This is a genomic window from Amycolatopsis sp. NPDC028719 (genome assembly GCF_055565395.1).
The window spans coordinates 197,677-211,695 of sequence record NZ_JBVHUL010000013.1 but is presented as its reverse complement, the minus strand read 5'-3'; the positions used below and the strand labels follow the sequence as shown (position 1 = coordinate 211,695).

The following is a 14,019-nucleotide window of genomic DNA, read 5'->3' as shown; positions in this document are numbered from 1 at the left end:
TCACACCCCGCTCGTCTCTTCGTCGTGCAGCCGCGCGAAGAGCGACTGCACGCGCTTGTCCTCGACGGTGCGCTCCTCGCAGTAGGACGCGAACAGCTCCCCCGGCGAACGGTCCGCGATCGCGCGGTCGCCGCCCGCCGTCGTCACCGGGGCGGCGAACTCCGGGTCGATGCGGATCTCCAGGGCGTTGGGCAGGGCTTCCTGGATCTCTTCGCGCAGCCCGGCCCTGGTCGCTTCGCGGACGTAGACACGAAGGTAGTCCTCGCCGAACTCCCCGGCCCGGCCGACGAGTTCCGCCACCGTGCCGTGCACGGTCCGCAGCCGCCGTCCCGCCGTCATCGGGATTTCGGTGATCTTCGCCGGCGTCGTGGGCGTGACCTCCACGGCCAGGACCACGCTCTTGTTGTCCTGTTCACCGAAGTCCACGGCGAACGGCGAGCCGCTGTAGTGCACCGGGCAGGCGGCGGGCAGGGACTGGCGCCGGTGCAGGTGGCCGAGGGCGACGTAGTGCGGGTCGGCGCCGAACGCCGTCGCGGGCACGTGGTACTCGAAGATCGACTGCGCCGCGCGCTCGCCGCCGCCCATCGTCCCGCCGGTCACCGTCAGGTGCGCCATGACGAGGTTCACCGCGCCGGCGGTGAACCCGGACTTGAGGTGCTCCAGGATGTCGCGCACGCGCTGGTCGTACTCGCCGACGTTGTCCGCCGGGGTCCCGGCGAGCAGCTCGGCGGCGCGGACCGCGTAGCGCTGGGAAAGGAAGGGCAGCACGGCGACGTTGACGCGCTCGCCGGTCGAGCGGGCGTCGAACGACACGACCCCGCCGTCCGCCACCGGCCGCGGGTTCCCGGTGAGGTGGATGCCCGCTTTCCGCAGGAGCGGCCGGTACGCCTCGAACGTCGCCGCGTGGTCGTGGTTCCCGGCGATCGCGATGACCTCGGCGCCGGTGTCGCGCAACGCCATCAGCGCCTGGACCACGAGCTCCTGCGCGGCGGCCGACGGCGCCGACGTCTCGTAGAGGTCGCCCGCGACGAGGATCGCGTCGAAGGCCTCGTCCCGCGCGATCCGGACGATCTCGCCGAGCACGGTGCGCTGCTCGTCCAGGCGGTTGCGGCCCTTGAGCGTCTTGCCGACGTGCCAGTCGGAGGTGTGCAGGAACTTCACGCGGCGTCCTTCCGTTGCGAAGATCGGGAGCGGCTCAGAACGGCGGCGGGTCGTCGCCGAACGGGTCACCGCTGCCCGTCGGCAAGCCCGCGAAGGGATCGGACTTCTTGGCCGCCGCCGAGGTCGTCGGCACCTTCCCGGCCTCGGAAAGCCGGGTGGCCCAGGCCGGGAACGGGAAGCCGACGGCGATCGGCACCGGGATCTCCGGCTGGCTCACGAACATCGTGCCGGGCGTGGCGAGCGTCGCGCGGACCCGCTGGCTGGCCGGGAGGAACCCGTACTCGGGGCGCGAGGCCTCCGCGGCGTCGAGGCGGCCGACGATCCGCACCGAGCTGTTGCTGACGATCCGGCGCTCGACCTCGCTGGCGGTCTGCTGCGCACCGATCAGGATGACGCCGAGGGACCGCCCGCGCTCGGCGATGTCCAGCAGCACCTCCTTGATGGGGCTGCTGCCTTCGCGCGGCGCGTACTTGTTCAGCTCGTCCAGCATGGTGAACAGGAGCCCGCCCGGGCCGGCGGCTTCCTTGCGCGCGGTCTCCGCGGCGAGCGTGACACCGACGACGAACCGCTGCGCGCGCTCGACGAGGTTGTGGATGTCCACGACGGTCACCTGCTGGTTCTCCGTCGACAGCTGACGCGCGGGGTGATCGGTGAGGTCGCCGCGGATCAGGCCGTTGAGCGCGCGCTGGCTGGAGCGCAGGCGGCGGATGAACGCGTTGACCGTGCCGGCCCCGGTGACCGCGCCCGCCCAGCTCGCGCGGGTTTCCTCGTCGGTGACGCGCTCGCAGATGACGTCGACGAGTTCGGCGTAGGTGCGGCACAGCACGCCGTCGACGTTCGCGGCGCCGTCCTTGCCCGCGGGGGTGCTGTCGAGGCGCAGCCGGTTCGCGACCTGGTGGATGACCATCGTGTACTGGTTGCGCTCGTCCTCGGCGTCGGCGAAGACGTAGGGCAGCAGGTCCTTCGCGCAGAACTCCGCGATGGTCCACCAGAACGCCCCGACACCAGTCGTGCGCCCGGTGACGTAAGGCTTCCCCGTGGTGTCCGACGGCGTCGGCGGCGCGTAGAAGCCCACGGACGCGAAGGGCTCCGCGGGCAGGCCGAGCTTGGCGTACTCGGCCTTCAGCTTCTCGTCCAGGTGGACGTTCGGGGTGTCGAGGAACAGCAGGTCCTCGCCCTTGACCGAGAACACGAGGGCCTTGGCGTTGTGGGCGTTCGGCAGGGCACCGCCGCGGAAGATCGAGTGCAGCAGGAACAACGCGAACGACGTCTTCGTCGCGACGCCGGAGACGCCGCTGATGCTGACGTGCGCGCCCCGGGTGCCGTCGAGGAAGTCCATGTTCAGGAAGACGGGTTCGCCGTCCCGCCCCAGGCCGACCGCCACCTGGCGGGTCATGTTGTCGAAGTACAGCGCCTGCGCGCGATCCTCCCCCACGGCGCGCTGCACGACGGCCCCCGGCCGCGGCGGCACGTAGCACTCGGGCTCGACGCGGGTGGTCGCGATCTCGGCGATCTCCTGCACCTGCGCGGGCAGGACGCCGTCGGAGATCAGGAAGACGTCGCTGCCGAAGCTGGCGCCTTCGTGCCGCGCGCTCACCTGCGTCACGACGCCGAAGGACGTGACTTCGCCCAGGCCGGGGAGTTCCCGCCGGGTGACGACGACGTCGTCGAGCTGCAGATAGGCCTCGGGATCGATCGCCACGTGGAACTGCAGCGGCGTCGAGTCCTCGGTCCCGGCCACCCGGCCGACCACGGTCGTGAGTGTGTCCTGGTCCACGGTTCTCCCTGTCGCACCCGGCGCTTCTTCCGGCGGCAGACTAGCTCGCCGGACCGACAGTCCCGCGCCCAACACGGCGTTGCGGGCACCGGGTACCGGACACGGCACGTGCGGTCGCGGCTGGGCCGAACGAGTGAGTTCACCCTACGGGGAAGATCTTTTTCGCCGCACCGTAACTTCCGGCGCGGGCGCCACCGGTTGCGCCGCAACGGACCTCGCCGCACCCCGGAGAGGTCGCACCGGGCGGGCCGGGCGTTACTGCGTTGGCCCCACGGCGAAGTGGCTCCGCCGGCCCCTCGCCGCACCCCGCGACGGCCCCGCCGGCGGCCCCGGGAACCGCCGCCGCCGCGCGGGATCGGGCCCGGAGTGGCACCGGACACACGCCGGAGGCCCCTCTCCCGGCGTGTCGCGGAAAAAAGCTCCCGAAGGGCCTCCAGTCCTATATGGACGACCACTGTGGACGGCTCCGCTATAGGGTTTTGCCTGCTCAGGGCCATGGTCGACGTTCGGTTCCCATTCCGGGGCACGTCTCACGAAGGCTCTTCGGGCGGCGGAACCAGCGCCCTCGCAAGGAAATATTTCGGTCCTCGGTTGGATTTTGTGCGGTATTGGTAATACCGTGTGCAGTGTCGGCCGAGATGGGCCGTGACTAGATGTTCCACTATGGAGGACTGGAATGACGAACAAGGCCCAGCTGATCGAGGCGCTGTCGGAGCGTCTGGGCGACAAGAAGGTGGCTTCGCAGGCCGTTGACGGTCTGGTGGACATCATCATCCGGACGGTCAACAAGGGCGAAAAGGTCAACATCACCGGCTTCGGTGTGTTCGAGAAGCGAGCCCGTGCCGCGCGCACCGCCCGCAACCCGCGCACCGGCGAAGCCGTGCGCGTGAAGAAGACCAACGTGCCCGCCTTCCGCGCCGGCACGACGTTCAAGGACGTCATCTCCGGCTCCAAGAAGCTCCCGAAGGCGACTCCGGTCAAGCGCGCCACCGCCGCCGGCACGACCACCCGTGCGACGACCGCCAAGGCGGCCGCCCCGGCCAAGGCCACCACCACGCGGGCCACCTCGACCCGTGCGGCCGCGGCCAAGCCGGCCACCGCTCGCGCGACGACCACGCGGACCCGCGCCGCCGCGGCGAAGCCGGCCGCGAAGGCCACCGCCGCCAAGGCGGCCCCGAAGACCGCGGCCAAGGCTCCCGCCAAGGCCACCGCGGCCAAGGCCACCACCACGCGGGCGAAGGCCGCCGCCAAGCCGGCCGCCACGAAGACCGCCGCGGCGAAGAAGCCCGCCGCCGCCAAGGCTCCGGCCAAGCGCACGTCGGCTGCCAAGAAGAAGTAACCAGGGTTCATCCCGGAAGGGCCCCGCACCAGCCTGGTGCGGGGCCCTTCGGCGTTCCCGGGCCGGCGGGCGAACAGCGTTCACCGGCGATCGCGCCGCAGTGCCTTACCCGGCCGGGGAACGCGGAACCGGTCCCGGCCACCTTCACCACACCGCGGCCGGACCAGCGGAAGAATTCACGAGACCGCCTCGCCGACAATCCCGGACCGGTCCCCGGCCTCTCGCGGGTCCGCGTCACCGGACCACCGGGCCGGGTGGGCTGAGCCGGGGCCCAGGAACGCCGTCACGCACCCGGACGGCGCCTGGACGTACTCGGGCAGCCACGGCCGTCCGCGCCGCCCTCAGCCCCTCTCCGGGATTCGGGTTTCCGGAATTGCGGCGCCGGGGAAACACACCCGGCCGTGACGGTTGCGTTCCCGCCCCGACGGGTAGCCGGAACTCGAGAATTGCCCGAAGACCCGCGAGGAGTGGTGATGGCGGCGAACGAGAAGCAGGAAGACCCCGACGCGGAGCTCGCCCGCTCACGGCAGCACATCGAGGAGGCCAAGGAGGCCGCCGCGAAGGCGGACCTCGCGGACCCCGCCGAAGGAGCGGCCGACGAGGCGCTGGAGACGGACCCGCCGTACCACCAGGGCGAGCAGGGCTCGACGCCGTCCGGAACGTAGGCCGGGAAAGGCGGGATCACCGCGCCGGACCGCCTCGGTGGAACCGGCGCGGTGCGTCCTATCAGGACTCCGGAATCGCGGGAAGCCCCCGGGGAAATTGCCGTACCGATCCCCGGGTGGATACACTCCACCGAAGAACGTCGGCCATTGTGCATCTTGTCACACGTCACGTTCCCCCGGACGCACATCCAGCTTGAGGAGCATTCCCGTGGCCCAGAAAGTCCTCGTCGAGATCCTGGACGACATCGACGGCTCCACCGCCGCTCAGACCGTTCAGTTCGGGCTCGACGGTGTCACCTACGAAATCGACCTTTCGGACGACAACGCCTCCGCGCTGCGCGACGAGCTCGCCCGCTACATCGCGGCCGGCCGGCGCATCGGCGGCCGCAAGGTGCGGGTCGCGACGGGCCAGTCGACCACGACGAGCACGACCGACCGCGAGCGCAACCAGCAGATCCGCGCCTGGGCGAACGCGAACGGCTACGAGGTCTCCGAGCGCGGGCGCCTTTCGTCCGAGGTGATCGCGGCCTTCGAGCAGGCCCAGGTGGCCGAGACCGAAGCCCCGGCGGCGGCGCCGCGCAAGCGCGCCCCGCGCAAGAAGGTCGCCGCCGCCCGGAAGTGACGGCGGTGGCCGGCAGATCACTGGGGAGAGATCAAGGCGCCCGGCCCGCCGGCGGCGAGGACGGTTCGTCCTCGCCGCCGACGGAGACCGTTTCCGCCCGGTCACGCGGGTCGCTGACCCGCCGTTCGTGAATCACCGGGGTGCGTGTCGAACCCCGCCGGGCGACGCCCCCGGCTCCCGCTCACGCGAAACCGACCAGCCACTTCTGCGCATCGCTCGAGTTACACGGCCACAGCCGCACCTCGACCCCGGACGCGGTGTCCAACCCCACCGGGCAATGCCCCCGGCTCCCGCTCACGCGAAACCGACCAGCCACTTCTGCGCGTCAGTCGTGTTGCACTGCCACAGCTGCATGGCCAGCCCCGGGATCGCCTGGTTCCCCGGCACGTCGATGCAGAAACCGGTGTCCCGGAACCCCACTCTCGACATCAGCGTCACGAGGTCGGGCAGCCCCCTGCTGCTCTTCCACTGGTCGTTGCTGATCGCCGCGCACTGGTTCTGCAGGAGGCGCGCACCGTTGAAGGCGCCGTCGAAGGCGTCGAAGCACAGGTGGCTCGCCTCGTTGGCGAACTGCCACCGGTTGGTTCCCCCGAACCCCTGCGGGAACCAGCGCTGCACGGCACTCCCGGTGCACGGCACCTGCACGATCGGCGCGAACAGCTCGAGCGACCCGCCCTCGGGCTGCAGGCAGAAGCCGTTGCCGGCGTTCCTGATCGGGTGCGGCTCGGCGGCGTGCGCGACGCCCGCACCCACCACGCTCATCCCGGCGGCCAGCAGGCCCGCCGAAATCGCCGCGATGACCTTGCTGCGAATCCTCATGTCTCTCCCTCTTTCCGGTTGGCACCAGATCGAGGCGGCGGCCCCGCCCGCCGGCCTCGGAGGCATCCTCCGGCCGCCCGTCGACAATCGTTCGACAACCGGTCGACACCGGATCCGGCCCAGGCGCGGACAGTCCGGAGGTGGCCACGCGGAGCGCGACTGCTCGCGGCGAGTCGTTCGCGGCCCGGTGAGGACGTCGCCCGAGCTGCGCCGGCGTTCCCGGGCCCGGGAACGCCGAAGGGCCCCGCACCTGCCGGTGCGGGGCCCTTCCGGTCGTAGTACTGCTACTTCTTCTTGGCGGCCGAGGTCCGCTTGGCCGGAGCCTTGGCGGCGGCGGGCTTCTTCGCCGCGGCGGTCTTCGTGGCGGCCGGCTTGGCGGCGGCCTTCGCCCGCGTGGTGGTGGCCTTCGCGGTGGTGGCCTTGGCCGCGGTGGTCTTCGCCGCGGCGGTCTTCGGGGCCGCCTTGGTGGCGGTGGCCTTCGCGGCCGGCTTCGCCGCGGTGGCACGGGTCCGGGTCGTGGTGGCCGGCTTGGCCGCGGCGGCCCGCGTGGTGGTGCGGGTCGCGGTCGCCTTGGCCGGAGCGGCGGCGGCAGCGGTCTTCGTGGCGGTCGCGCGGGTCGCGGTGGCGCGCTTGACCGGGGTGGCCTTGGGCAGCTTCTTGGAGCCGGAGATGACGTCCTTGAAGGTGGTGCCGGCGCGGAACGCGGGCACGTTGGTCTTCTTGACCTTCACGGCCTCACCGGTGCGCGGGTTGCGAGCGGTACGCGCCGCACGGGCCCGCTTCTCGAACACACCGAAGCCGGTGATGTTGACCTTTTCGCCCTTGTTGACCGTCCGGATGATGATGTCCACCAGACCGTCGACGGCCTGCGCAGCCACCTTCTTGTCGTCGCCCAGGCGCTCCGACAGCGCCTCGATCAGCTGGGCCTTGTTCGTCATTCCAGTCCTCCATAGTGGAACCAACAGTCAGGCCCATCTCGGCCGACGTCACACAGAGTATTACCAGGACGGCCGAAAATCCAAACAGGGGTGGCCGAAACTTCGTTGTGTCGCCGAAGAAGTCCGGGCTCGACGTCGCCGGCCCCAACCCTCCCCATTCGGCACGGACAGTCAATGATCGGGCGCTGACCTGCGCACATGCCGGGAAAATGAGCGACATGTCCATATAGGACAGGGTCGGGACGGGCTTTCCAGTCGCTCAGTTGTTCGACCATGAGGACGCGAAAAACCCAAGCGGCTCAACGGAGAACCTCGCGGGAACGAAGACCGCGGCAGCGCGGTCAGGCCCGCGACGGCGGCGATCGCGGCGGTGAACAGCCCGGCGCGGCGGCGTCAACCGGTCCGGCGGACGATCGCGGCCGGCCAAGGAGCCACGCTCGACGAAGCCACGCCGTTCCCGCACCGCCGGCCGGAAGCCGTCCCAAGTGGACTTCACCGACCTGACCCGGGGCGGTCGGGATGCCGGGCGCCGGCACGCCGAAGCTCGCCGCCCGGTGCGCGACGCTGCCCGGCGCGGGCGGTCGGGACACGGGCGGTCAGGCGGGCACCGGCTCGGACGGCGACCCGGTCCCGGACGGCACGTTCCGCGCCGTCGAACCCGGCGAGCACGGGATGGCTTCGACGGCCGTCCACCGGGGCGCCGCCCTCCTGGTGATCGGCGGCGACCTCGTCCTGCCGACGCGGCAACGTGCCCGGCGCGCGGGCGTCTCCCAACGGATCGGCAGGTCCTCCCTACCGTCCGGATAGGACGTTCCGCCGACCGGCCGGATCGTCGTGCTGGTGGTGAATACCGGTTCGACCGGCGCACCCGACAATTCTCCGAGGCGGGTTCCCGTTTCCGATACCGGCGAGGAGATATCTCCCCAAACCGACCGGTATGGATATACTCCGCGGAGGAGCGGCACATTCGTGCGCTCGGTCACCGCCACCGGTTTACTGGTATATACCGTTTCAAGGAGCAGGAATGGCCCAGAAGGTCCTCGTCGAGATGCTCGACGACATCGACGGAACGCCCGCCGCCCACACCGTCCCGTTCACCCTCGACGGCGTCATGTACGAGATCGACCTCTCCGACGAAAACGCCGCCGCCCTGCGCGACGAACTCGCCCGCTACATCGCCGCCGGCCGCCGCACCGGTGGGCGCAAGGTCCGCGTCGCGACCGGCCAGTCGACGACGACCAGCACGAGCGACCGCGAGCGCAACCAGCAGATCCGCGCCTGGGCGAACGCGAACGGCTATGAGGTCTCCGAGCGCGGCCGGCTGTCGTCCGAGGTGATCGCCGCGTTCGAATCCGCTCAGGCCGCCGAGGCCGCGGCGCCGGCAGCGGCCGCGCGCAAGCGTGCCCCGCGCAAGAAGGTCGCCGCCGTCAAGAAGTAGCCATGCTGACGGCAGATCACTGGGGAGAGATCACCGCGGTCGTTCCGTTGACCCGTCGGCGGCGAAGAAACCCACCTTCGTCGCCGACGGCTGCTTCTCCGCCCGCCCGGCCGGACGAGCTCCTGAACCGCACCACGATCGTCCCCACCGGCCCCGAGGCACCCGAGGCGTCCCTGCCGGGCTTCTCGCCCGAGTGAACCCCCTTGAGCCGCGAGTGGGATCTTCGTCTTTCAGCGCACCAAAAAGCCCGCCTGACCTGGGTCAGACGGGCTTGGGTGGTAACTGCTGGTACCCCCGATGGGATTCGAACCCACGCTACCGGCGTGAGAGGCCGGCGTCCTAGGCCGCTAGACGACGGGGGCTTAGGATCTTCCCTGGTTTCCCAGGGGCTTTTCAGTTTTTCTTGCTGGAGAGAACTTACCAGAGGCGATTTCTCGCTCTGCAGGGGGGTTACTCTCCGCAGCTGGGGTACCAGGACTCGAACCTAGACTAACTGGACCAGAACCAGTCGTGCTGCCAATTACACCATACCCCAGTGAGGTACCTACCGACCCGATCAGGCCCGGCCGGTTCAGCACCGCACGAGGAGAAATACTAGAGCACGCCGTTCCGGACGGTGAACGCGGGGGTGCCACTTCCGCGCTGGGCGGGGACACCGATCGTCGCGTACTCCGAAACCAGCAGCTCAGGCAGCTCGGCCAGGCCCGCCACCCGGTGGACGCCCTCGGGCACGCGCTCGCCGATGTCGTCGCGGTCGAGCCAGACCGCGCCGAGGCCGGCGTCGCGGGCGCCGATCGCGTCCGTGTCCAGTTTGTCGCCGACGTGAACGGCCTGGGCGGGTGCGCAGCCCAGGCCGAGGCAGACCGTGTGGAACATCACCGGATCGGGTTTGGCCACCCCGAGTTCCCCGGCGATGGCGACGTGGTCGAAGAACGGCGCCAGCCCCAGGTCGGCGATTTTCTTCCGCTGGTGACCACCCGACGCGTTGGTGACGGCGGCCAGCATCAGGCCGGCGGCGCGCAGCCATTCCAGGCAGTCGAGGACGTCGCCGAACAGCTGCCACGAGTGGTCGAGCAGCTCTCTTCGGCGCCGTTCGAACGAGCTCACCTGCTCGTCGTCGGCGAGGATACCGAGCTCCGCGAGGAAGCAGCCGGTGCGCCGCTGGTGCATCGTCGCGTAGTCGAGTTCGCCGGCGACGACGAGCGCGACGTGCTCTTCGGTGATCAGGTCCCACAACGGCCACAGGTCGCCCCGGCCGGTCAGGATGTGGAGGCTGCGGCGGATCGCGGCGGTGCAGTCGATCAGGGTGTCGTCGATGTCCAGGCACACCAGCCGCAGCTCCGGCGGCGCCCAGGGCTCGGACGCCGCCTCGGCGGGGACGGTTCGCGACGGGGTCCGGGGTGCCAGGGCGAAATCCACCCAGTGAGGCTAGGGCAACCGCAGCGTTCGCGACGCTGCCAAAGAGGTGATTGCCGCGCCCCCGTTCCGGCGCACCGGCTCTACTCCCAGTTGGCGAGCCGTCTTCTCTCGGTTATCCGACCAATGCGCGGCGAAGACGTCCCAACGAGACATCACGGCCGAGCAGTTCCATCGATTCGTACAGCGGAGGGGAAACCGTCCGCCCGGTCACGGCGACCCGGACCGGCGCGAAAGCCTTGCGGGGCTTGAGACCCAGACCGTCCACAAGGGCGTCCTTGAGCGCCTGCTCGATGGCCTCGGTCTCCCACGACGGCAGCGCTTCGAGCGCGGCGACCGCCGCGGCGAGCACCGGCTGCGCGGATTCGCCGAGGTTCTTCGCCGCGGCGTCCTCCTCGGGCGCGAACGCGTCTTCCGCAACGAAGAGGAAACGCACCATCGGGGCCGCGTCCGAAAGCACCGTGACGCGTTCCTGAACCAGCGGCGCGATCGCGTTCAGCCGGGCCAGCTGGTCCTCGCCCGGCGATTCCGGAAGGACACCCGCGGTGACGAGATAGGGCGTGACGCGCTTCACGAACTCGGCCGCGGGCAATGCCCGCACGTGGGTGCCGTTGATCGCTTCGGCCTTTTTGAGGTCGAACCGCGCCGGGTTGGCGCTGACCTTGGTGACGTCGAAGGCGGCGACCATTTCCTCGACGCTGAAGACGTCGCGGTCGTCGGCGATCGACCAGCCGAGCAGGGCCAGGTAGTTGAGCAGGCCCTCGCGGATGAAGCCGCGGTCGCGGTAGTTGAAGAGGTTCGACGAAGGGTCGCGTTTGGACAGTTTCTTGTTGCCCTCGCCCATGACGTACGGCAAATGGCCGAACTGCGGCGTGAACCCCGCGACGCCGACGCGCTCCAGCGCGGCGTAGAGCGCGATCTGCCGGGGCGTCGACGGCAGCAGATCCTCGCCGCGCAGGACGTGCGTGATCTTCATCAGCGCGTCGTCGACCGGGTTGGTCAGCGTGTACAGCGGCTCACCGTTGGCGCGCACGAGCACCGGGTCCGGGATGGTGTTCGCCGGGAAGGTGATGTCTCCGCGCACCAAGTCGGTCCAGCCGAGGTCGGTGTCCGGCATGCGCAGCCGCAGCACCGGCGCGCGTCCCTCGGCGCGGTAGGCGGCGCGCTGCTCGTCGGTGAGGTCACGGTCGAAGTTGTCGTAGCCGAGCTTGGGGTCCAGGCCGGCGGCCTTGCGCCGCGCCTCGACCTCCTCGTTGGTGGAGAACGCCTCGTACAGCTCGCCCGCCTCGAGCAGCTTCGCGGCGACGTCGGCGTAGATCGCGCGCCGCTCGCTCTGGCGGTACGGCCCGTACTCGCCGCCGGCCTCGGGACCCTCGTCCCAGTCGATGCCGAGCCAGCGCAGCCCGTCGAGCAGCTGCTCGTAGGACTCCTGCGAGTCGCGGGCGGTGTCGGTGTCTTCGATCCGGAACACCAGTTGCCCCTGGTTGTGCCGGGCGAAGGCCCAGTTGAACAGCGCCGTGCGGATCAGCCCCACGTGCGGGGTGCCGGTCGGCGAAGGACAGAAGCGCGCGCGAACCACCGATGTCTCACTCATAGCCCGATCAGCGTATCCGCCGCCACATCGCTTGACGCCGGGGACCGGGCGGGTGCATCCTCGGCTTATTCAACAGGCGATGAATAGATGGGGAGATGGTGGAGATGACCGAGCGCACGAGCTGCGTCGTCATCGGTGGCGGGCCGGCCGGAATGGTCACGGGGCTCCTGCTGGCCCGGGCCGGCGTCGAGGTGACGGTGCTGGAGAAGCACGCCGACTTCCTGCGGGACTTCCGCGGCGACACCGTCCACCCGTCGACGCTCACGCTGCTGGACGAGCTGGGTCTCGGCGAGAAGTTCCACGCGCTGCCGCACAGCGAGCTGACCGCGGCCGGGTTCCCCCAGGAAAACGGCGAGATGATGAAGCTTGCCGACTTCACCCGGCTGAAGGTCGCCCACCCGTACATCGCGATGGTGCCGCAGTGGGACTTCCTCGACCTGCTCGCCGAAAGCGCCCGCAAGGAGCCGACGTTCGTCCAGCGGATGGAGACCGAGTGCACCGGCCTGGTCCGCGAACACGGGCGGGTCGCCGGCGTCACCTACCGCACGACCGCCGGGGAGACCGGGGAAATCCGTGCCGACCTGGTGATCGCCGCCGACGGCCGCTGGTCGCCGGCCCGCCGCGAAGCCGGCCTGGTGCCGCGCGAATACGACTGCCCGTTCGACGTCTGGTGGTTCCGCCTCTCGCGGAAGGAAGGAGACGTCGCCACGATGCTCCTGCCGAAGATGCGGGACCGCCGCTTCGCCGTGCCGCTCCCCCGGCCCAACTTCTTCCAGGTCGCCTATCTCGGGCCGAAAGGTGACGACCTGCGCAAGCAGGGCATCGAGGCGTTCCGCGACAACGTCACGCAGATCTGCCCGGAGTTCACCGACCGGGTGCACGAGCTCGAGACGATGGACGACGTCAAGTTCCTCGACGTGCGGCTCAACCTGCTGCGCAAGTGGCACGTCGACGGGCTGCTGTGCATCGGCGACGCGGCGCACGCGATGTCGCCGATCGGCGGGGTCGGCATCAACCTGGCGGTGCAGGACGCGGTCGCGGCGGCGACGCTGCTGGCCGAGCCGCTGCGCCGAGGCCGTCCCACGGAGGCGGATCTCGCGAAGGTGCGCTCCCGGCGGCTCGCGCCGACGCTGCTGGTGCAGGGGCTGCAGCGGCTGCTGCACCGCGGCGTGATGCGCGCGGTGATGGCGGGCAAGCGCAACGGCCCGCCGGCGCCGATGATCAAGCTGTGGAGCCGGTTCCCGGTGCTGTCGTACCTCCCGGCCCGGCTGCTCGGCCTGGGCCTGCGCCCGGAACACGCCCCGGCCTACGCCCGGCGCCCGATGGAGCCGGTCCAGCGGTAGGTCCCCGGAAAGCCGTGAATGTCGCATTGAGGGACTTGAAGTCCCTCAATGCGACATTCACGGACTTCGGCCGTCGGAACGGCTAGATGCTTTCGACCGGGTTGGTCAGGGTGCCGATGCCTTCGATGGTGATCGAGACGCTCTGGCCGCCCTCGATCGGGCCGACACCCTCGGGCGTGCCGGTCAGGATGACGTCGCCGGGCAGGAGCGTCATGACGCCGGAGACGAACTCGACCAGCTCGGGGATCTTGTGGACGAGGTCGGACGTGCGGCCGTCCTGCTTGAGCTCACCGTCCACCTCGGCCCGCAGCGCCAGGTCGGACGCGTCGAGCGACGTCTCGATCCACGGCCCGAGCGGGCAGAACGTGTCGAAGCCCTTCGCGCGGCCCCACTGGCCGTCGGACTTCTGGAGGTCGCGCGCGCTGACGTCGTTGGCCACGGTGTAGCCGAGGATCGCGCTCGCGGCGCGGGCGGCGGGCACGTTCTTCACCGGCTGGCCGATGACGATGGCCAGCTCGCCCTCGAAGTCGACCCGGCCGATGCCGGACGGACGCCGGATCGGCGCGTTCGGCCCGACGACCGTGGTCGACGGCTTGAGGAACAGCATCGGGGCGCTGGGCACCTCGTTGCCGAACTCGGCCGCGTGCTTGGCGTAGTTCCGGCCGACGGCGATCACCTTCGACGGCAGGATCGGCGCGAGCAGCCGGACGTCGGCCAGCGGCCACCGCTTGCCGGTGAAGTTGGGCTGGCCGAACGGGTGCTCGGCGATTTCCAGGACCTGGGCGTCGTCGCCGTCCCCTTCGACCGAAGCGAACGCGACACCACCGGGATGAGCAATACGGGCTAGGCGCACGGCGTCAGTCTACGTCTGCCCACCCGACGGCTTTCGGGGGTTCCGGGTGGCGGA

At 70.3% G+C, this 14,019-nt stretch carries 14 protein-coding genes and 2 tRNA genes; 7 read left to right on the top strand and 9 right to left on the bottom strand.

Features of this window, described 5'->3' with window-relative positions; all coding sequences use genetic code 11:
* Entirely contained in the window at positions 1–1,161 is a 1,161-nt protein-coding gene (locus ACZ4TR_RS42765; RefSeq protein ID WP_465293984.1) for an exonuclease SbcCD subunit D, read from the bottom strand.
* 34 nt (positions 1,162–1,195) lie between these two features.
* Positions 1,196–2,938, bottom strand: a complete 1,743-nt coding sequence (locus ACZ4TR_RS42760; protein WP_465293982.1) for an ATP-binding protein — start codon at positions 2,936–2,938, stop codon at positions 1,196–1,198.
* A gap of 676 nt (positions 2,939–3,614) precedes the next feature.
* On the opposite strand from ACZ4TR_RS42760, the gene ACZ4TR_RS42755 reads away from it, so the two are divergent.
* From ACZ4TR_RS42755 to ACZ4TR_RS42745, 3 genes are all read left to right on the top strand, one after another.
* Entirely contained in the window at positions 3,615–4,277 is a 663-nt protein-coding gene (locus tag ACZ4TR_RS42755; protein WP_465293980.1) for an HU family DNA-binding protein, read from the top strand.
* Positions 4,278–4,750: 473 nt separating this feature from the next.
* Positions 4,751–4,942 carry a hypothetical protein gene (locus ACZ4TR_RS42750; RefSeq protein WP_364525013.1) on the top strand — a complete coding sequence of 64 codons (192 nt, stop codon included), beginning with the start codon at positions 4,751–4,753 and terminating at the stop codon, positions 4,940–4,942.
* 208 nt (positions 4,943–5,150) lie between these two features.
* Entirely contained in the window at positions 5,151–5,564 is a 414-nt protein-coding gene (locus ACZ4TR_RS42745; RefSeq protein WP_364525015.1) for a histone-like nucleoid-structuring protein Lsr2, read from the top strand.
* Positions 5,565–5,858: 294 nt separating this feature from the next.
* Here the strand turns inward: ACZ4TR_RS42745 and ACZ4TR_RS42740 are convergent, their stop codons facing one another.
* Together ACZ4TR_RS42740 and ACZ4TR_RS42735 are read right to left on the bottom strand one after the other, a co-directional pair.
* Positions 5,859–6,383, bottom strand: a complete 525-nt coding sequence (locus tag ACZ4TR_RS42740) for an RICIN domain-containing protein (RefSeq protein WP_465293978.1) — start codon at positions 6,381–6,383, stop codon at positions 5,859–5,861.
* A 284-nt stretch (positions 6,384–6,667) separates the two neighbouring features.
* Complete coding sequence (locus ACZ4TR_RS42735; RefSeq protein WP_465293976.1) at positions 6,668–7,321, bottom strand: HU family DNA-binding protein; 654 nt, start codon at positions 7,319–7,321, stop codon at positions 6,668–6,670.
* Between the two features lie 519 nt (positions 7,322–7,840).
* Between ACZ4TR_RS42735 and ACZ4TR_RS42730 the strand changes: the two genes are divergently transcribed.
* The 3 genes from ACZ4TR_RS42730 to ACZ4TR_RS42720 all read left to right on the top strand — a co-directional run bounded on the left by ACZ4TR_RS42730 (position 7,841) and on the right by ACZ4TR_RS42720 (position 8,956).
* Positions 7,841–8,128, top strand: a complete 288-nt coding sequence (locus ACZ4TR_RS42730; RefSeq protein WP_465293974.1) for a hypothetical protein — start codon at positions 7,841–7,843, stop codon at positions 8,126–8,128.
* Positions 8,129–8,345: 217 nt separating this feature from the next.
* A complete protein-coding gene (locus ACZ4TR_RS42725) occupies positions 8,346–8,759 on the top strand; it encodes a histone-like nucleoid-structuring protein Lsr2 (protein WP_465293972.1) in 414 nt (137 codons plus the stop codon).
* 2 nt (positions 8,760–8,761) lie between these two features.
* Positions 8,762–8,956: a hypothetical protein gene (locus ACZ4TR_RS42720; RefSeq protein ID WP_465293971.1), complete on the top strand. Its 195-nt coding sequence runs from the start codon at positions 8,762–8,764 to the stop codon at positions 8,954–8,956.
* A gap of 89 nt (positions 8,957–9,045) precedes the next feature.
* Here the strand turns inward: ACZ4TR_RS42720 and ACZ4TR_RS42715 are convergent.
* The 4 genes from ACZ4TR_RS42715 to gltX all read right to left on the bottom strand — a co-directional run bounded on the left by ACZ4TR_RS42715 (position 9,046) and on the right by gltX (position 11,769).
* Positions 9,046–9,121: transfer RNA gene (locus ACZ4TR_RS42715), tRNA-Glu, on the bottom strand.
* A gap of 101 nt (positions 9,122–9,222) precedes the next feature.
* Positions 9,223–9,294: transfer RNA gene (locus ACZ4TR_RS42710), tRNA-Gln, on the bottom strand.
* 59 nt (positions 9,295–9,353) lie between these two features.
* The gene (locus ACZ4TR_RS42705; RefSeq protein ID WP_465294136.1) at positions 9,354–10,088 is read right to left on the bottom strand and encodes an HAD family hydrolase; all 735 of its coding nucleotides are present in this window, start codon (positions 10,086–10,088) and stop codon (positions 9,354–9,356) included.
* A 202-nt stretch (positions 10,089–10,290) separates the two neighbouring features.
* Entirely contained in the window at positions 10,291–11,769 is a 1,479-nt protein-coding gene (gene gltX, locus ACZ4TR_RS42700) for a glutamate--tRNA ligase (protein ID WP_465293969.1), read from the bottom strand.
* A 95-nt stretch (positions 11,770–11,864) separates the two neighbouring features.
* On the opposite strand from gltX, the gene ACZ4TR_RS42695 reads away from it, so the two are divergent.
* On the top strand, positions 11,865–13,112 hold the full coding sequence (locus ACZ4TR_RS42695; protein WP_465293967.1) for an FAD-dependent oxidoreductase: 1,248 nt from the start codon (positions 11,865–11,867) through the stop codon (positions 13,110–13,112).
* Between the two features lie 82 nt (positions 13,113–13,194).
* Here the strand turns inward: ACZ4TR_RS42695 and ACZ4TR_RS42690 are convergent, their stop codons facing one another.
* A complete protein-coding gene (locus ACZ4TR_RS42690) occupies positions 13,195–13,965 on the bottom strand; it encodes a fumarylacetoacetate hydrolase family protein (protein WP_465293965.1) in 771 nt (256 codons plus the stop codon).
* Positions 13,966–14,019 lie beyond the last annotated feature (54 nt).